This window comes from Pseudomonas sp. 2995-3, assembly GCF_002742565.1.
Taxonomy (GTDB): domain Bacteria; phylum Pseudomonadota; class Gammaproteobacteria; order Pseudomonadales; family Pseudomonadaceae; genus Aquipseudomonas; species Aquipseudomonas edaphica.
The window spans coordinates 187,126-205,130 of record NZ_LJSB01000038.1; the positions used below are offsets into that span (position 1 = coordinate 187,126).

The following is an 18,005-nucleotide window of genomic DNA, read 5'->3' on the forward strand; positions in this document are numbered from 1 at the left end:
GTGCAGGTTCGATGGTGCGCAGTGGTTAAAAAGTCGTCAATTCGCCAACAGGGCATAGTGTTCGGTAATCGCACGAAAAACTAACCGGTTCGTACATTTTAATTGCTGGGTGTAGGCTAGGGGCCAATAATTTGCTGCAAATAAAAACTGCCGGGAGTCGCCCATGCAACGTTCCATTGCCACTGTTTCCTTGAGCGGCACCCTGCCGGAGAAGCTCGAAGCCATCGCCGCTGCCGGGTTCGACGGGGTTGAGATCTTCGAGAACGACCTGTTGTATTACGACGGCAGCCCGCGGGAAGTTAGGCAGATGTGCGCCGATCTGGGCATTGCCATCACCTTGTTCCAGCCGTTTCGCGACTTTGAAGGATGCCGCCGCGACCGGCTGGCGCGCAACCTGGAACGCGCCGAACGCAAGTTCGATTTGATGCAGGAGCTGGGCACCGACCTGGTGCTGGTGTGCAGCAATGCTTCGGCGGATTGCGTGGGCGATGAGCGCATTTTGCTCGATGACCTCAGCTTGCTGGCCGAGCACGCCGGTCGCCGTGGTTTGCGTATCGGCTATGAAGCGCTGGCCTGGGGCAAACATGTGAACACCTGGCAGCAGGTGTGGAACCTGGTGCGCCAGGTCGATCATCCAAACCTGGGCGTGTTGCTCGACAGCTTCCACACGCTGTCGCTCAAGGGCGACCCGAGCGGCATTGCCGACATTCCCGGCGACAAGATCTTCTTTGTGCAAATGGCCGACGCGCCGGTTCTGGCCATGGATGTGCTGGAGTGGAGCCGGCATTTCCGCTGTTTTCCGGGGCAGGGCGAATTTGACCTGGCAGGTTTTCTCGCGCCGATCATCAAAAGTGGCTACACCGGGCCGTTGTCCCTGGAGATTTTCAACGACGGTTTCCGCGCCGCACCCACCCGCGCGAATGCGGCGGATGGCTTGCGTTCGCTGCTGTACCTGGAAGAGAAAACCCGTGAACGCCTCAAGCAGGAGGCGCCGGCTCAGCCCGTCGAGATTCTGTTTGATACCCCGGCAGCCAGCGAATACAACGGCATCGAATTCCTCGAGTTTGCCGTGGACGAAAGCCTCGGCGCCAAGCTGACCCACTGGCTGGAGCGCCTGGGGTTCGTCAAGGCGGGCCAGCACCGCTCCAAGAGCGTGAGCCTGCTGCGTCAGGGTGATATCAACCTGATCCTCAACTGTGAACCCTATTCGTTTGCCCACAACTTTTTCGAAGCCCACGGCCCGTCGTTGTGCGCCACGGCGATTCGGGTCAAGGACAGCGCCAAGGCGCTGGAGCGGGCCGTGGCCTACAAAGGCCAGCCGTATCGCGGGCTGGTCGGGCCTAACGAGCTGGAGCTGGCGGCGGTACGTGCGCCAGATGGCAGCCTGATTTATCTGGTCGACCCTGCCGAGGGTGCGCTGTACGACACCGACTTCAACTTGCAGGCGGCAACGGCGTCCAGCGGCGGTTTGCTGCGTATCGACCATATGGCCATGGCCTTGCCGGCCGACAGCCTCGACAGTTGGGTGCTGTTCTACAAGAGCCTGCTGGATTTTGAAGCCGATGACGAAGTGGTGCTGCCCGACCCTTATGGCCTGGTGAAAAGCCGAGCGTTGCGCAGCCGTTGCAGCTCGATCCGCTTGCCGCTGAATATTTCCGAGAACCGCAACACGGCAATTTCCCACGCGCTGTCGAGTTATCGTGGTTCGGGCGTGCACCACATTGCTTTTGACTGCGCGGATATTTTCGCAGAGGTCAGTCGCGCCAAAGCGGCCGGCGTGCCGTTACTGGATATCCCGCTCAACTACTACGACGACCTGGCCGCACGGTTTGATTTCGACGATGAGTTCCTCAGCGAACTGGCGTACTACAACGTGTTGTACGACCGTGACGCCCAGGGCGGTGAGTTGTTTCATGTGTACACCGAGGCTTTTGAGGGGCGGTTTTTCTTCGAGATTATCCAGCGCAAAAACGGCTATGCCGGGTATGGCGCGGCCAACGTGGCGGTGCGCCTGGCGGCGATGGCCAAATCGCGCAGCGGCGCGGCACGTCAGGCGCGTTTATAACGGCCGGGCCAGGTGCTTCCTTCGGGAAGCGCCTCGGCCCATAATCGCCGCCTGCACAACAAAAATGGCCGTGAGCGCACCATGACCCTGACCCCCGACCTCTCCGCCGTGCCAGACACACCGCGCAAGAGTCGCAAGAACAACCCGGAAAAGACCCGCGAAAACATCCTGCAGGAAGCCATCGTCGAGTTTGTTCAGCAGGGCCTGTCCGGCGCGCGCGTGGATGCGATCGCCGAGCGTATCCACACCTCCAAACGCATGATCTATTACTACTTCGGCAGCAAGGAGCAGTTGTACGTCGAGGTGCTGGAAAAACTCTACGGCGATATCCGCAACACCGAAACCCGCATGAACCTCACGGCCCTGGAGCCGCGTGAGGCGATCCGTCGTCTGGTGGAATTCACCTTTGATCACCACGACCAGAACGTGGATTTCGTGCGCATCGTCAGCATCGAAAATATTCACAACGCGGAATACGTGAAGCGCTCGGATTCGATCAAGGCGATGAACAGCAACATCCTCGAAGCACTGGGCGCCACATTGCGGCGGGGTGCCGAGATGGGGGTGTTTCGCGAAGGGCTGGAGCCGCTGGATGTGCACCTGCTGATCAACTCATTCAGCTTTTACCGGGTGTCCAACCGCCATACGTTCAGTGAGATTTTTCAGATCGAGCTGTCGGACGAAGCGATTAAACAGCGGCATCGGGAGATGATTTGTGAGTCGGTGATGCGGTACTTGCAGGCTTGAATTCACTCGATTCCCAATCTGGAATGCAACCAGTGTGGGAGCTGGTTTGTTGTGGCGAGGGAGCTTGCTCCCGCTGACTGCGCAGCAGTCTCCGGCTTTTTTGGGGCACTTCGCACCCCAGCGCAAGCAAGCTTGCTCGCCACAACAAGCCAGCTCCCACATTTTTTGATTCAGTTTCGGCAGTCAGCTATTCATATTCTGAAAGTGCGCCAGCATTCGCTGCGCATCCGGCGTTTGGCCACTGAACAACTCAAACGCCTTCACCGCCTGAAACACCGCCATATTGCCGCCGTCCAGCGTTCGGCAACCCAGGGCGCGGGCGTTGCGCAGCAATTCGGTTTCCAGCGGGAAATACACGATTTCCGCGACCCACAATTGGGCTCGCAACAGCGCAGGCGGTACCGGCGTGCCGGGCAGCTTGGCCATGCCCATGGGCGTGGTGTTCACCAAGCCATCCGCTTCGGCCATAGCGTTTTCCAGGTGGGTGCCGACCTGGGCACGACCGGCACCAAAACGCTGCGCAAGGTTATCCACCAGGTCGCGGGCGCGGGCCATGTCCACGTCAAAAATACTCAAGTGCTGCACGCCTTCTGCCAGCAATGCATGGGCCACCGCCGCGCCTGCACCGCCGGCGCCCATCTGTACCACCCGTTCTCGCGCGACGTCATGCAAGTTGCGCCGGAAACCTTCGGCAAACCCCAGGCAATCCGTGTTGTGGCCAATGCGCTTACCGTCCTTGAACACCACGGTGTTGACGGCGCCAATGCCTCGCGCCTCGTCAGACAATTCATCGAGCAATGCCAGCACTGCCTGCTTGCATGGGTAGGTAATGTTCAAGCCGGTAAAACGCATCAATTCAGCGGCGTCCAGCAGGTCGGGCAGGGCGTTGATGTTCAGTTGCAGCGCGTCCAGATCGATCAACTGATACAGGTAGCGCAAGCCTTGGGCGTCGCCTTCCTGTTCATGCAGGGCGGGCGTGCGGGAGGCTTGGATGCCGGCGCCGATCAGGCCGGCGAGGATGCGCGGTTTCATCGGGCGGATCCTTTGAGGGTGTGGCTGAAGTGTTCCAGCGCCAGGTGATAACCATGGCTGCCGAAGCCTGCGAGCACCGCCTTGGCAATGGGCGACACAAACGAGTGATGCCTGAACGCCTCGCGCGCATGCACGTTGGATAAATGCACTTCGATCACCGGCACTTCACTGGCCACCAGTGCGTCGCGAATCGCTACGGAGGTATGGGTCCAGGCCGCCGGGTTGATCACGATACCGGCGCAACGGGCGCGGGCGCCGTGGATCCAGTCGAGCAGTTCACCTTCGTGGTTGGTCTGGCGAAATTCGATTTTCAACCCCAGGTTTTCCGCGCTGCGACCGCACAGTGCGGCGATGTCGGCCAGGGTTTCATGCCCGTAGGTAGCAGGCTCGCGGGTGCCGAGCAGGTTGAGGTTGGGGCCGTTGAGCACCAGCACGATGGGCGGCATAAAGGTCTCTCCACACTTATTATTGGTTGTGCGGATAAAATGTACTGGATGGTTAATTTGGTCAATTGAAGGCGGCTGATGTGTTCGATTATCGAACGCTTATTCTGAGGCATACCGGCACAGCATCAGATTAGATATCAATTGAAAATCAACCTCGATGCCGGACTGGGCGAGCGCACGGCATGCGTATTTGCTGGCGCGGATTCAGTTGAAGTATTACGCGGGGTTGCTGAGCGAGCAGGACTTGCGGGCGTTGGCAGGGTAGTCCCAACCCTCGGCATGAGTGGTTACAACCCCGCATTCGCGAGGTTGTTCGTCGTTACTAATCTGTGAAACAGCTTCGCAAGGATGGAGCCGGTTGTCGGGTGCCACGGAAAATTGTTACCTGACGGAAAATAACCTAACGGATGGGTTACGATGAAAGTAGGTGCTTACAAGGGATATGTGATTTCAGTGCTTCTGCGGGATGAACACTGCCCGCCCCACGTTCATGTCAGGGGCAAGGCATGGGATGCGCGTTTTCGTTTCAGCTTCCTGGATGGGGATGTGGAGTTGTGGGATGTAGAGCCTGATCGCAGGCGGCCGCCTACTGCGCTCCTGAAGGAATTACGCGAGGCGATCATGCAGCGGCACTACCTGGCGCGTGCACGCCGGATCTGGTGGGAGAAACTGCAAACGGTTTGCCTGGAGAACCATTCCTGGGATTGGGACGCTGGTGAATTGGTTCAAGGGTTGGTTATTCGACGTGGTGTCTATGTCATCGCAAGCGCCCGGCACGATGTCGTAGAGCAAAGAACAATTTTGAATCTGGTCAGAGCGCCAGATTGCGTGGGGATTAATTTATGAAAATCGTAAAAGCCAAAGTCGTACCCTATAAGCCGCTCACTGACGCCGATGTCGACAAGGCCATCACCCGTGGGCGCAAGCTCAAACGTCTGTACGCCAATGCCAGCAATGTGCGCTATGAACACGAGTGCATTTCCATCGGTTTCAGCGACGGCAGCCGCGTCATGTTGCCTGTAGCCGGGTTGCCGGAGTTCGAAGGGTTTTCCCTGGAGGACTTTCAGCAACTGGAGGTCGGCTTTGGCGGCAAGGCGCTGTGCTGTGAGGCGCAGGATCTGGACGTTTCGATCACCGGGCTCATCGCCACCAGCCAGCCCTTGATGGACCTGGCGACAAGCCTGGTAGCGTCGCGCAACGGTCGCAAGAGCAGCGCCGCCAAAACCGCCGCCGCCCGAGCCAATGGCAAGAAGGGCGGTCGGCCACGCAAGGAGCCGTTGGATAACGGTGATTCAACAGATGCATGAAAACCCAGTGTGGGAGCTGGCTTGCCTGCGATAGCGGTGTATCAGTTGACCGATGCAGGGCAGGCCTACCGCCATCGCAGGCAAGCCAGCTCCCACAGTTTACCGCCGGGTCAATAACACCCCGGATTCCATATGGTGCGTCCATGGGAACTGGTCAAACATCGCACACTGGGTAATCCGGTGCGTGTCATGCAGTTGCGCAATGTTCGCCGCCAACGTCTCCGGGTTGCAGGAGATGTACAGGATGTTGTCGAAGCGACGGGTCAGTTCGCAGGTGTCCGGGTCCATGCCGGCGCGCGGTGGGTCGACGAAGACGCTACCGAATTCGTAGCTCTTCAGGTCGATGCCGTGCAGGCGGCGGAACGGGCGAACTTCGTTAAGTGCCTCGGTGAGCTCTTCGGCAGACAGGCGCACCAGCGTGACGTTATCCACTGTATTTTCATCGAGGTTGCTTAAGGCAGCATTCACCGAGGTCTTGCTGATTTCGGTGGCCAGTACCTTACGCACGCGGGTCGCCAGTGGCAGGGTGAAGTTGCCGTTGCCACAGTACAACTCCAGTAAATCATCCGGGCGATCGCCCAGGGCTTCATAGGCCCAGTTGAGCATCTTCTGGTTCACGGTGCCGTTGGGCTGGGTGAACGCGCCCTCGGGTTGACGGTAGCTGAAGGTGCGCCCACCGACGTCGAGTTTTTCCACCACGTAGTCGTGGCCGATCACATCGCGCTTGCCCTTGGAGCGGCCGATGATGCTGACATTCAAGTCCGCCGCCAGCTTGTTCGCAGCCGTGTGCCAATGTTCGTCCAGCGGGCGGTGATAGCACAGGGTAATCATCGCGTCGCCGGCCAGTGTGGTCAGGAACTCCACCTGGAACAGCTTGTGGCTGAGGGCCGCGCTGGCTTGCCAGGCGGCTTTGAGTTGCGGCATCAGCTGGTTGATGCGCTGGCTTGCGATGGGGAACTCTTCGATCAGGATCGGCGTGCGCTTGTCGTCCTGGGAGAACATTGCGTAGTGGCGCTCACCGCCCTCGCGCCACAGGCGGAACTCCGCGCGCAGGCGGAAGTTCTGCAGCGGCGAATCGAAGACCTGCGGTTCGGGGGCGTCGAACGGTGCCAACAGGTCACGCAGGCGCGTGACCTTGTCTTGCAGTTGAACGGTGTAGCTTGCGGCGTCAAAAGTCATGCGTTGAACCAGCCCAGCTTGATCACAAACAGAATCGACAGGATCACCAGTGCCGGGTTCAGCTCACGGTAGCGGCCCGAAAGCAGCTTGATGGCGGTCCAGGCGATGAAACCGAAGGCGATGCCGTTGGCAATGGAGTAAGTGAAAGGCATCGCCAGGGCGGTGACCACCACGGGCGCTGCAACGGTAATGTCATCCCAGTCGATTTCGGCCAGGCCCTGGGTCATCAGCACGGCCACGAACAGCAGCGCCGGCGCGGTGGCAAACGCTGGAACACTGGCGGCCAGTGGCGAGAAGAACAGCGCCAGCAGGAACAGGATGGCGACCACGATGGCGGTCAAACCGGTACGGCCCCCGGCACTCACACCCGCAGCCGACTCGATGTAGCTGGTGGTGGTTGACGTACCCAGCAGCGAACCGGCCATGGCGGCGGTACTGTCGGCGATCAGTGCACGGCCCATTTTCGGCATGTGGCCGTCCTTGCCCATCAGGCCGGCGCGCTTGGCCACGCCGATCAGGGTGCCGGAGTTGTCGAACAGGTCAACGAACAGGAAGGCGAAGATCACGCTGACCAGGCCGATATCCAGCGCGCCTTTGATATCCAGTTGCAGGAAGGTCGGGGCCAGGGACGGTGGCATCGAGGTTACGCCGCCGAACGGGGTGAACCCCATCGCGATAGACACGATGGTCACCGCCAGGATGCCGATCAGCACCGCACCGCGCACCGCCAGGGCTTCCAGCGCCACGATCAGCGCGAAACCCAAGGTAGCGAGGATCGGCGCCGGTTGTTTCAGGTCGCCCAGGCCGACCATGGTGGCCGGGTTGCTGACCACGATGCCGGCGTTGTGCAGGGCGATCAGTGCCAGGAACAGGCCGATACCGGCGGCAATCGCCGAGCGCAGCGGCAGCGGGATGCTGTTGATGATCCACTCACGGATGCGGAAGATCGACAGCAGGAAGAACAACACCGCCGAAATGAATACCGCGCCCAGCGCGACTTGCCAGGTGTGGCCCATGTGCAGGACCACGGTGTAGGTGAAGAAGGCGTTGAGGCCCATGCCCGGTGCCAGCGCGATCGGGTAGTTGGCGATCAGGCCCATCACGGTCGAACCGATGGCGGCGGCCAGGCAGGTGGCGACAAACACCGCGCCCTTGTCCATGCCGGTCTCGCCGAGGATGCTCGGGTTCACGAACAGAATGTAGGCCATGGCCAGAAAGGTCGTGATACCCGCGAGAATCTCGGTGCGCACGTTGGTGTTGTGTGCTTTGAGTTGAAACAGCTTTTCCAGCATGCCGGCTCCCTGTGACGCTATTTTGCGTCGTTATTTGTTGACCTCTAAGTCAAAGCACAAACTGCGCCAAGCGCCTGTGGTTTCAGAGAGGATCGGAAAAAGCGGCGCATGATACCAGCAGCCGACGCGATGTGGCGGATAGGCTGCGTATTCTCGAATCTGGCCTTGAGGCATACTGCGCCGACGTTAAATACAGGGTCGTTCTCAGCATGAAAAAAGCCAACGCCAGCAGTCTAGCTCTGTTCGCCGCAATCGGCCTGGGGCTTGTGGCACCGGTGTGGGGCGCGGCTGCACCGCCGTTGAGCGAGGTGCGGGTGTTCAAGGTCGAGTCGGCGCGTTGCACGGAAACCATCCCCACAGATGTGACGACCACCCAGATGTGTACTCATCGTGGGCCGACCAAGGTCTCGGTGATGGAGGTCGGCCTGGGCAAAAGCCCGATGGGGCGCTTCAATGGCGCCGAATTGAATGGGCAACGCACGCCGGTCTGTCAGGTGGGCAACATCAGCGAAGTCTGTAACGGCGCAGGCACTGTGATGGGCTACATCTATGTGTTTGACTTGAATGTCCAGGCCCAAGGCTGGTTTGAATTCAGCAATATCTCGATCAATGGCCCGCAAAACACGTTGAAGCTCTTGTTCAACATCCTCTGATCAATCCCCTTGAACGCTCACTACCTCGGGAAGTCGTAGCCCTTAGACGGCGACTTTCCTGAACGCCGCGGAAGTGCACCAACCCGTGAGGTGTTTATGAGCGCGACCCCCAATGGCGCGACGACCAAACCGTTCGTCAGCCACCCGATACGCCTGACCCTGAATGGCCAAGACCGCCAGCTGCAGGTGTTGCCCTGGACCACCTTGCTGGACCTGCTGCGCGAACAGCTGGATCTGGTGGGTAGCAAAAAAGGCTGCGACCACGGCCAGTGCGGCGCCTGCACGGTGTTGCGCGATGGCAAACGCATCAACGCCTGCCTGACCCTGGCGGTGATGTGCGACGGTGCCGAGGTGACCACCATCGAAGGCCTGGCCGACGGCGACCAGTTGCACCCGATGCAGCAGGCTTTTATCCAGCGTGACGCGTTCCAGTGCGGCTACTGCACGCCGGGGCAGATTTGCTCCGCCGTCGGCCTGGCCAATGAAGGCCGCGCCCACAACACCGCGCAAATTCAGGAACTGATGAGCGGCAATCTGTGCCGCTGCGGGGCCTACAGCAATATTCGCGATGCCATTGAAGACGTTGTGCTGAGAGGTGACCAATGAACCCCTTCCAGTACAGCAAGCCGGCCGATGTGGATGAAGCCGTGCACCTGAGCAGCGCGACGTCGCGGTTTATCGCCGGCGGCACCAACCTGTTGGACCTGATGAAAGAAAACATCAGCCGCCCCGAACACCTCATCGACATTACCGGCTTGGCGCTGCATGGCGTAGAAGCGACTGCCGACGGCGGGGTGATGATCGGCGCGTTGGTCAGCAATGCCGACCTGGCCTGGCACCCGCTGATCGAGACACGCTACCCATTGCTGTCCCAGGCCATTCTGGCGGGCGCCTCGCCGCAACTGCGCAATATGGCCAGTACCGGCGGTAACTTGTTGCAACGTACCCGTTGCTACTATTTCTACGATGCCAGCGTGCCATGCAACAAGCGTGAACCTGGCAGCGGCTGCCCGGCGCGCACCGGGTTGAACCGCATTCATGCGATCCTCGGTGCCAGCGAACATTGTGTGGCTACCCATCCCTCGGACATGTGCGTCGCCCTCGCAGCGCTGCAGGCGCGGGTGCATGTAGAAGGGCGTGGCGGCGCGCGGGTGATCGAGTTTGCCGACTTTCATCGATTGCCCGGCGATACGCCTGAGCGCGACAACCTGCTGGCCGACGATGAGCTGATCACCGCCATCGAACTGCCGCCTGATCATCTCGCCAGCCATAGCCACTACCTGAAGATTCGTGACCGTGCGTCCTACGCCTTCGCGCTGGTCTCCGTTGCCGCCGCGCTGGAGCTTGCGGGCGACACCATCGTCGATGCGCGCCTGGCCCTTGGCGGTGTGGCCCACAAACCTTGGCGCGATCGCGCGGTGGAAGCCGCGCTGATCGGGCAAGCGGTCAGCCGCGAGACCTTCAGCCAGGCCGCTGACGCCTTGCTGCAAGACGCCGAACCCTTGGAACACAACAGTTTCAAAATCAAGCTGGCACGCCGCGCAATCATCCGTGCCCTGAGCGACGCCGCTGTCGCAGGAGAACGCTCATGACCGCCGTCGGCAAACCCCTGGACCGCGTTGACGGTCTGCTCAAGGTCACCGGCCAGGCGCGTTATGCCGGTGAGTTTCCAGGCAACGACCTGCTGCATGGCAGTGTCGTCTCAAGCACGATTGCCAAGGGCCGGGTAATCCGGATCGACGCGTCCAAAGCCCTGGCGCTGCCGGGCGTGGTCAGGGTGCTTGATCATCTGAACCGGCCCAAACTCGCCAGCTACGATGAGGCTTTCGCCGATGCCGATGCAGCCGACGGCTCGCCGTTTCGCCCGCTGTATAACGACCGCGTGCTTTATAACGGCCAACCCCTGGCCCTGGTGATCGCCGACAACCTTGAACTGGCGCGACACGCTGCTTCGCTGGTCGAGATCGAATACGCGAGCGAGGCTTTTGCCACTGACCTCGCGGCCCTGCAGGAACAGGCGCACCCATCGCCGCAAACGCCGCCCAAGCCACGCGGTAACTTCCAGGCCGAGTGGGCTGCTGCCGCTGTCAGCCTGGATATGCACTACAGCACGCCCATCGAGCACCACAACCCGATGGAACCCCACGCCAGCACCGTGCTGTATCAGCCGGACGGCACCCTGCATATCCACGACAAGACCCAAGGCCCGCAGAACTGCCAGGCGTATGTGCAAAAAGTCTTCGGCCTGGATAAAAGCCAGGTAAGGATCTTCGCTGCGTTCGTCGGCGGTGCCTTTGGCTCGGGCCTGCGCCCGCAGTATCAACTGCCTCTGTCGGTGATGGCAGCGCTGGCGCTCAAGCGTTCGGTGCGCGTCACCCTGACCCGGCAACAGATGTTCACGTTCGGCTACCGCCCGCGCACCCTGCAGCGTTTGCAACTGGGCGCTGCTGCCAATGGCCGCCTGTTGGCGTTGGGCCACACAGCGATTGGCCAGACCTCGCGTTTCGAGGATTTCAGCGAACATGTGGTGGAGTGGAGCGGCATGCTCTACCACTGCGACAACGTGCAATTGACCTACAAACTGGTTCCCCTGGACGTGTCCACGCCGATGGACATGCGCGCGCCGGGCGCCGCGCTGGGCGTGATCGGCCTGGAATGTGCGATGGATGAACTGGCCTGCGCCCTGGGGAAGGACCCTGTGCAACTGCGCCTGATCAACTACGCCGAGCGCAACCAGAACGAAGACAAACCCTGGTCGAGCAAAGCCCTGCGCGAGTGTTACCGCGAAGGTGCCGAGCGCTTCGGCTGGAGCCAGCGCAACCCCGAGCCGCGCAGCATGCGTGATGGCAACCAGTTGATCGGTTGGGGTATGGCCGGTGGTGTATGGGAGGCCCTGCAGATGAAGGCCAGCGCCAAGGCGCAGTTGGATGCCCAAGGCCAATTGACCGTCAGCAGCGCCACCACCGATATCGGCACGGGCACGTATACGGTAATGACGCAGATTGCCGCGCAAACCAGCGGTGTGGCGATGGCCGATGTGCGTTTTCTGCTCGGCGATTCGTCGTTACCCACGGCACCGTTGCAGGGCGGCTCGTTTACCGTGTCGTCTGTCGGCACTGCCGTGCAGCAGGCCTGCGAAGCGCTGAACGCCAAGCTGCTGGCGGTTGCCCGGCAGACTTACCCGGTGTTCAAAGCGGCAGAAACGGTGCGCTTTGAAGACGGCCAGTTGCACACCGGTGATGTGAGTGTGTCCTTGGCACAACTGGTCAAGGACAGTGGCGAAGAAGTGCTCGCTGTTCAGGTTGACAGCCAACCGGACAAAAAGCGTGAAGGCTATGCGACGGCGACCCATTCGGCAGTGTTTGTCGAGGTTCAGGTAGATGAAGACCTGGGCACCATCAAGGTGCGTCGGGTGGTCAGCGCTATTGCGGCCGGGCGGGTGGTCAACCCGAAGATGGCCCGCAGCCAGATCCTCGGCGGCGTGGTCTGGGGCATCGGCATGGCCCTGCATGAAGAAACCCAGGTCGACCATCAACTGGGGCGCTACATGAACCACAGCCTGGCCGAGTACCACATCCCGGTGAATGCCGACATCGGCGACATAGAGGTGATTTTTGTCGACGAACACGACGAAATCGTCAACGCCCTGGGCTCCAAGGGTGTGGGTGAAATCGGCATTGTCGGGGTGGCGGCAGCGGTGGCGAATGCGATCTACCATGCCACTGGCAAGCGGGTGCGGGAGTTTCCTGTCACGCTGGATAAGGTGCTGTAACCCGGTCTTCGAACCACAGAAGATCAAAATGTGGGAGCTGGCTTGCCTGCGATAGCTATCTGTCAGCCAATCATATGTTGGCTGAGACACCGCCATCGCAGGCAAGCCAGCTCCCACATTGCCTGTTTTTCAACCGGCTTATAGCTTGGCTTCCTCCACCGGCACATGCATCCGATCGCGGTTGGCCAGGGTCGGAAACAGCTTTATCCACACCCCCGTCACCAACAGCGTACCAATCCCGCCCATGACCACGGCGGGCACGGTGCCGAACCAGTGGGCGGTAATCCCCGATTCAAACTCGCCCAGTTGGTTGGATGCGCCGATAAACAGGCCGTTGACCGCACTGACCCGCCCGCGCATTTCATCCGGTGTTTCCAGTTGTACGAACGATGCGCGGATCACCATGCTGATCATGTCCGCCGCGCCCAGCACCACCAGTACCGCCAGGGAGAACCAGAACGACGTCGACAGGCCGAACGCAATGGTTGCCACGCCAAACACACCGACGGCGGTAAACATCACGCGCCCGACATGCCGGTCTACCGAGAACCTCGCCAGCCACAGCGACATCAACAACGCGCCCACCGCTGGCGCCGAACGTAACAGACCCAGGCCCCAGGCGCCGGTCAGCAGGATGTCCTTGGCGAACACCGGCAGCAACGCTGTGGCGCCGCCCAGCAGTACGGCAAACAGGTCCAGCGAAATGGCGCCGAGAATGTCCGGGCGGCTGCGAATAAAGCGGATCCCGGCCAGCAGCGAATCCATCGTGGCCTTGGCTTTATTGATCGGTGTCTGGCGCGCGGGCAGGTTGAGGGTCAGCCCGCAGGCGATCAGGTACAGCACCACGGTTGGGCCATACACCCACACGCTGCCAAACGCATAGAGCAAGCCGCCCAACGCTGGCGCGACGATGGTGGCCAGTTGCTGCGCCGATTGCGACGAGGCCACGGCACGCGGGAACAGCGCGCTCGGCACGATGCTCGGCAGCAGCGCCTGGGTGGTGGGCATCTCAAACGAGCGTGCGGCGCCGAGCAGGAACGCGAGGATAAAGATCATCTCGCGGGTCACATTGCCGGTCAGGCCGCCGATGGCCAGGGACAAGGCAATCAATGCCTGCACGGTCTGGCAGATGGCGGCGACTTTGCGCCGCTCATAGCGATCGGCCACGTGGCCTGTGTGCAACATGAACAGAACGCGCGGAATGAACTCCACCAGGCCTACCAGGCCCAGGTCCAGCACATTGCCAGTCAGTTGATAGAGGTTCCAGCCGATGGCCACGGTAAGCATCTGGAAACCGCTGGCGGTAAAGATCCGGGCCAGCCAGAACGCGATGAAAGGGCGGTGGTGGCGCAACAGCAATGCGGGTTCAATGGGCATCGGGAAGTCAGGTCTGGAGCAGAGGGTGCAGGCAGATTAGCATCAAGCTGTAACAAATAGTTGCAAGAACTGAGCTGAGACAACCTGTCACGCGTCAATGAACCACACGGCTTTCGTCCGAAAATGGGACTACTCTTTGAGCAATGCTTGATCCAGATCAAAACCGGCCCCGGGATTGATCTGGCGGCCGCAAGGCCAGGATCCCTACGTGATGGGTAAAAAAAGAAACGAATTGAAATTCGCCACACTCCATATCCGTGGGGGCAGTGGGTGCAGGCTCCCGCCAGCAGCCGGTATTACCTGACAGAGGAAGACTTATGTTCGGTTTGGAGGCGCTAGATCTCGCCCGAATTCAATTCGCGTTCACCATCTCGTTTCACATCCTGTTCCCGGCGATCACCATCGGCCTGGCCAGTTATCTTGCGGTGCTGGAAGGCTTGTGGCTCAAGACTCACAACGACACCTACCGTGACCTCTACCATTTCTGGTCGAAGATCTTTGCCGTCAACTTCGGCATGGGGGTGGTTTCGGGCTTGGTCATGGCTTACCAGTTTGGTACCAACTGGAGCCGTTTCTCGGACTTCGCCGGCGCCGTCACCGGACCGCTTCTGACCTACGAAGTGCTCACGGCCTTCTTCCTTGAGGCGGGTTTCCTCGGGGTGATGCTGTTCGGCTGGAACAAAGTGGGGCGCAAGCTGCACTTCTTTGCCACGGTGATGGTGGCCGTCGGTACGCTGATCTCGACCTTCTGGATTCTGGCCTCCAACAGCTGGATGCAGACACCACAAGGCTTTGAAATCATCGACGGCCGTGTGATTCCCACCGACTGGCTGGCGGTGATCTTCAACCCCTCGTTCCCCTATCGCCTGATGCACATGGCCACGGCAGCCTTTGTGGCCACGGCGTTCTTCGTCGGCTCTTCGGCGGCCTGGCACTTGTTGCGCGGCAAGGACAACCCGGCGATCCGCACCATGCTGTCGATGGCGATGTGGATGGCCCTGATTGTGGCGCCTATCCAGGCGGTGATCGGTGACTTCCATGGCCTCAACACCTTGAAGCACCAACCGGCGAAAATTGCCGCGATTGAAGGCCACTGGGAAAATATCGGCAATGAGCCGACGCCGCTGATCCTGTTCGGCTGGCCCGACATGAAGGCCGAGAAAACCAAATACGCGGTCGAAATTCCGTACCTCGGCAGCCTGATCCTGACCCACTCCCTGGACAAGCAGGTGCCGGCGCTCAAGGAGTTCCCGCCTGAAGATCGCCCCAATTCGACCATTGTGTTCTGGTCGTTCCGGGTCATGGTCGGCCTGGGCTTCCTGATGATCTTCACCGGTCTGTTCAGCCTGTGGCTGCGCCGGGGCGACAAGATGTACACGTCCAAGCCGTTCCTGTACCTGGCGTTGTGGATGGGCCCGTCCGGCCTGATCGCGATTCTTGCCGGTTGGTTTACCACCGAAATCGGCCGACAGCCGTGGGTGGTCTACGGGTTGATGCGCACGGCGGATGCTTCCTCCGGGCATAGCCTGGCGCAGATGACCATTACGCTGGTGCTGTTTGTGGTGGTGTACTTCGCGCTGTTCGGCGCCGGGTTGGGCTACATGATGCGCCTGGTGCGCAAAGGCCCGCAGACCCACGAAGGCAGCGAGCCAACCCATGGTGGCCCTGGCCAGAAACGTACACCGGCCCGTCCGTTGTCCGCCGCCGATGATGGCAGCGACGACGACCACACCCACATCCAGCACAAGGGGAATTGAGATGGGTATTGATCTTCCGCTGATCTGGGCCGTGATCATCATCTTCGGCATCATGATGTACGTGGTGATGGACGGTTTCGACCTGGGCATCGGCATCCTCTTTCCGTTTATCCCCGGCAAAGTCGACCGCGATGTGATGATGAACACCGTCGCGCCGGTATGGGACGGCAACGAAACCTGGCTGGTACTCGGCGGCGCGGCGCTGTTCGGCGCGTTCCCGCTGGCCTATTCGGTGGTGTTGTCGGCGTTGTACCTGCCGCTGATCCTGATGCTGATCGGGCTGATCTTCCGGGGCGTGGCCTTCGAGTTCCGCTTCAAGGCCAAGGACGACAAGCGTCACCTCTGGGACAAGGCGTTTATCGGTGGCTCCATCGCCGCGACGTTCTTCCAGGGGGTGGCGCTGGGGGCGTTTATCGATGGCATTCCGGTGGTGAATCGCCAGTTTACCGGCGGTTCGCTGGATTGGCTTACGCCATTCACCCTGTTCTGTGGCGTTGCACTGGTGGTCGCCTATGCCTTGCTCGGCTGCACCTGGCTGATCATGAAAACCGAAGGCAAGTTGCAGGAGCAGATGCACAACCTGGCGCGGCCATTGGCGTTTGTGGTGCTGGCAGTGATCGGTATCGTCAGTGTGTGGACGCCGCTGGCGCATCCGGAAATCGCTTCACGCTGGTTCACCCTGCCGAACCTGTTCTGGTTCCTGCCGGTGCCGATTCTGGTGCTGGTGACCATGTACGGGTTGATCCGCGCCGTGGCGCGTAATGCCCACTACACGCCGTTCCTGCTGACGCTGGTGCTGATCTTCCTCGGCTACAGCGGCTTGGGCATCAGCCTGTGGCCGAACATCATTCCGCCTTCCGTGTCGATCTGGGACGCCGCTGCTCCACCGCAGAGCCAGGGCTTCATGCTGGTGGGCACGTTGTTCATCATCCCGTTTATCCTGGGCTACACCTTCTGGAGCTACTACGTGTTCCGCGGCAAGGTCACCCACGAAGACGGCTACCACTAGGAGGGTCGTTGTATGTCCGGCAAACCTTCGTTACACGAGATTGAACAGGCCGAGAAACAGCCGTTATGGCGGCGCCTGGGGTGGCTGGCGATGATCTGGACCGGCAGCGTGCTGGCCCTGTTCGTCGTGGCCAGCCTGATGCGCATGTTCATGAATGCGGCCGGCCTGACCACTCACTGATATCCCGATCCGGGCTTTGCGGCCCGGTTTTCCAGCCCTCGCTACGAGGGCTTTTTTATTTGCGGGCTTTGAGAATGACGAACTTCGGCGTGGCGGCTACTTGTTCAACGCCACGGAACAAACGCGCCAATTTGCTGTGATAACCCAGGTGGCGGTTGCCGACGATATAAAGGGCACCGCCCACTACCAGGGCTTCGCGCGCCTGCTGGAACATGCGCCAGGCCAGGAAGTCGCCGACCACCTGCTGCTGGTGGAACGGCGGGTTGCACAGCACCACGTCCAGTGACTGGGCTTCCTGGCCGGCGAGGCCATCGGCGGCGCGTACGCTTACATCGCGCGTACCGAAGGCCGCCTGCCAGTTTTCGGCCGCCGACTGCACGGCCATGTAGGACTCATCCACCAGAGTGTACTGCGCGTCGGGGTTTTGCAGGGCACTGGCGATTGCCAACACGCCGTTTCCGCAGCCCAGGTCCGCCACGCGGGCGCTGCCGAGATTGTTTGGCAGGTGCGGGAGGAAGGCACGGGTGCCGATGTCCAGGCCTTCGCGGCAGAACACGTTGGCGTGGTTCAACAGCTCGATGGCCGGTGCGTCCAGGGTGTAGCGGGTAGGGTAGGGCGAGACGGCGGCCGGGCGGGCGTCCACCGTGGCGATCAGCAAACGGGCTTTTTTCAGGGCAAGGGACGCGTGCATCGGGCCGATATAGCGCTCCAGCAACTCGCCCGCCGCCCGTGGCAGGTGCTTGACCATCGCGCCGGCAATCACCTGGGCGCCTGGCGCCAGTTGCCCTTGCAGGCGGATCAACTGCTCCTCCAAAAGGGCCAGGGTCTTTGGCACGCGGATCAGCACGCGGTCGAACGGCCCGGTCGGGACCTGGCTGGCGGGGACGAATGCTACGGCATCAAAAGCTTTGCCATTGCGCACCAGGTTTTTCTCCAGACCCTGGGCTGCCAGAAACGAGTCACCGCTGGACGTCACGTGCACCCGGCCTTCGAGGCTGGCCGCCAAGGCGCCGAAGCTGTCGTTGAGCACCAGCACGCAGGTAGCGGCGCCGGGCTGCTGCTCGGCCAGGTAGCTGAGCAGGTACTCATCGGCAGCATCAAAGGCCTGCAACGGGTCATTGTGTTGCTCAGGCTGGCGAATCAGGTCGAGCTGGGCGAAGGGGCTGTCAAGCAGGGGCATGGCGGGGAA

The 18,005-nt window shown here is 60.8% G+C and carries 17 protein-coding genes; 11 read left to right on the forward strand and 6 right to left on the reverse strand.

Going from position 1 to position 18,005, the window contains the following annotated elements; translation table 11 throughout:
- The first annotated feature begins 163 nt into the window (after positions 1-163).
- Positions 164-2,065 carry a 3-dehydroshikimate dehydratase QuiC gene (quiC, locus tag AOA62_RS01120; RefSeq protein WP_099547608.1) on the forward strand — a complete coding sequence of 634 codons (1,902 nt, stop codon included), beginning with the start codon at positions 164-166 and terminating at the stop codon, positions 2,063-2,065.
- An 81-nt stretch (positions 2,066-2,146) separates the two neighbouring features.
- On the forward strand, positions 2,147-2,812 hold the full coding sequence (locus AOA62_RS01125) for a TetR/AcrR family transcriptional regulator (RefSeq protein WP_026013861.1): 666 nt from the start codon (positions 2,147-2,149) through the stop codon (positions 2,810-2,812).
- A gap of 183 nt (positions 2,813-2,995) precedes the next feature.
- Here the strand turns inward: AOA62_RS01125 and AOA62_RS01130 are convergent, their stop codons facing one another.
- Together AOA62_RS01130 and aroQ are read right to left on the reverse strand one after the other, a co-directional pair.
- Complete coding sequence (locus AOA62_RS01130; protein ID WP_099547609.1) at positions 2,996-3,844, reverse strand: shikimate dehydrogenase; 849 nt, start codon at positions 3,842-3,844, stop codon at positions 2,996-2,998.
- Positions 3,841-4,290 carry a type II 3-dehydroquinate dehydratase gene (gene aroQ, locus AOA62_RS01135; RefSeq protein ID WP_017139328.1) on the reverse strand — a complete coding sequence of 150 codons (450 nt, stop codon included), beginning with the start codon at positions 4,288-4,290 and terminating at the stop codon, positions 3,841-3,843. Before aroQ ends, AOA62_RS01130 begins: the two co-directional genes overlap by 4 nt.
- Before the next feature lie 417 nt (positions 4,291-4,707).
- Here aroQ and AOA62_RS01140 point away from each other — a divergent pair, with 417 nt between their 5' ends.
- Both AOA62_RS01140 and AOA62_RS01145 read left to right on the forward strand, forming a co-directional pair.
- On the forward strand, positions 4,708-5,136 hold the full coding sequence (locus AOA62_RS01140; RefSeq protein ID WP_099547610.1) for a DUF4160 domain-containing protein: 429 nt from the start codon (positions 4,708-4,710) through the stop codon (positions 5,134-5,136).
- Positions 5,133-5,597: a DUF2442 domain-containing protein gene (locus tag AOA62_RS01145; protein WP_099547611.1), complete on the forward strand. Its 465-nt coding sequence runs from the start codon at positions 5,133-5,135 to the stop codon at positions 5,595-5,597. Before AOA62_RS01140 ends, AOA62_RS01145 begins: the two co-directional genes overlap by 4 nt.
- A 99-nt stretch (positions 5,598-5,696) precedes the next feature.
- Here AOA62_RS01145 and trmA read toward each other — a convergent pair whose 3' ends face one another.
- Both trmA and AOA62_RS01155 read right to left on the reverse strand, forming a co-directional pair.
- Positions 5,697-6,776, reverse strand: coding sequence for a tRNA (uridine(54)-C5)-methyltransferase TrmA (gene trmA / locus AOA62_RS01150; RefSeq protein ID WP_017139324.1), 1,080 nt, complete (start codon positions 6,774-6,776; stop codon positions 5,697-5,699).
- Positions 6,773-8,068 (reverse strand): NCS2 family permease, encoded by a 1,296-nt coding sequence (locus tag AOA62_RS01155; RefSeq protein ID WP_017139323.1) that lies wholly within the window; start codon positions 8,066-8,068, stop codon positions 6,773-6,775. Before AOA62_RS01155 ends, trmA begins: the two co-directional genes overlap by 4 nt.
- Positions 8,069-8,277: 209 nt before the next feature.
- Here AOA62_RS01155 and AOA62_RS01160 point away from each other — a divergent pair, with 209 nt between their 5' ends.
- The 4 genes from AOA62_RS01160 (at position 8,278) to AOA62_RS01175 (ending at position 12,493) form a co-directional block, all read left to right on the forward strand.
- A complete protein-coding gene (locus AOA62_RS01160; RefSeq protein ID WP_017139322.1) occupies positions 8,278-8,721 on the forward strand; it encodes a DUF4879 domain-containing protein in 444 nt (147 codons plus the stop codon).
- A 96-nt stretch (positions 8,722-8,817) separates the two neighbouring features.
- Positions 8,818-9,327 (forward strand): (2Fe-2S)-binding protein, encoded by a 510-nt coding sequence (locus tag AOA62_RS01165; protein WP_099547612.1) that lies wholly within the window; start codon positions 8,818-8,820, stop codon positions 9,325-9,327.
- The gene (locus AOA62_RS01170; RefSeq protein WP_099547613.1) at positions 9,324-10,313 is read left to right on the forward strand and encodes a xanthine dehydrogenase family protein subunit M; all 990 of its coding nucleotides are present in this window, start codon (positions 9,324-9,326) and stop codon (positions 10,311-10,313) included. Before AOA62_RS01165 ends, AOA62_RS01170 begins: the two co-directional genes overlap by 4 nt.
- Positions 10,310-12,493: a xanthine dehydrogenase family protein molybdopterin-binding subunit gene (locus tag AOA62_RS01175; protein WP_099547614.1), complete on the forward strand. Its 2,184-nt coding sequence runs from the start codon at positions 10,310-10,312 to the stop codon at positions 12,491-12,493. The genes AOA62_RS01170 and AOA62_RS01175 overlap by 4 nt, the downstream gene beginning before the upstream one ends.
- 138 nt (positions 12,494-12,631) lie before the next feature.
- Here AOA62_RS01175 and AOA62_RS01180 read toward each other — a convergent pair whose 3' ends face one another.
- Positions 12,632-13,870 (reverse strand): MFS transporter, encoded by a 1,239-nt coding sequence (locus tag AOA62_RS01180; RefSeq protein ID WP_099547615.1) that lies wholly within the window; start codon positions 13,868-13,870, stop codon positions 12,632-12,634.
- 317 nt (positions 13,871-14,187) lie between these two features.
- On the opposite strand from AOA62_RS01180, the gene AOA62_RS01185 reads away from it, so the two are divergent.
- The 3 genes from AOA62_RS01185 to AOA62_RS01195 are packed head-to-tail and all read left to right on the forward strand — an operon-like array spanning position 14,188 to position 16,816.
- The gene (locus AOA62_RS01185) at positions 14,188-15,627 is read left to right on the forward strand and encodes a cytochrome ubiquinol oxidase subunit I (protein WP_017139317.1); all 1,440 of its coding nucleotides are present in this window, start codon (positions 14,188-14,190) and stop codon (positions 15,625-15,627) included.
- Between the two features lies 1 nt (position 15,628).
- A complete protein-coding gene (cydB, locus tag AOA62_RS01190) occupies positions 15,629-16,636 on the forward strand; it encodes a cytochrome d ubiquinol oxidase subunit II (RefSeq protein WP_017139316.1) in 1,008 nt (335 codons plus the stop codon).
- A gap of 12 nt (positions 16,637-16,648) precedes the next feature.
- Positions 16,649-16,816 (forward strand): DUF2474 domain-containing protein, encoded by a 168-nt coding sequence (locus AOA62_RS01195; RefSeq protein ID WP_010206690.1) that lies wholly within the window; start codon positions 16,649-16,651, stop codon positions 16,814-16,816.
- Positions 16,817-16,871: 55 nt separating this feature from the next.
- Here the strand turns inward: AOA62_RS01195 and AOA62_RS01200 are convergent, their stop codons facing one another.
- Positions 16,872-17,996: a methyltransferase gene (locus AOA62_RS01200; protein ID WP_099547616.1), complete on the reverse strand. Its 1,125-nt coding sequence runs from the start codon at positions 17,994-17,996 to the stop codon at positions 16,872-16,874.
- Positions 17,997-18,005: the final 9 nt, after the last annotated feature.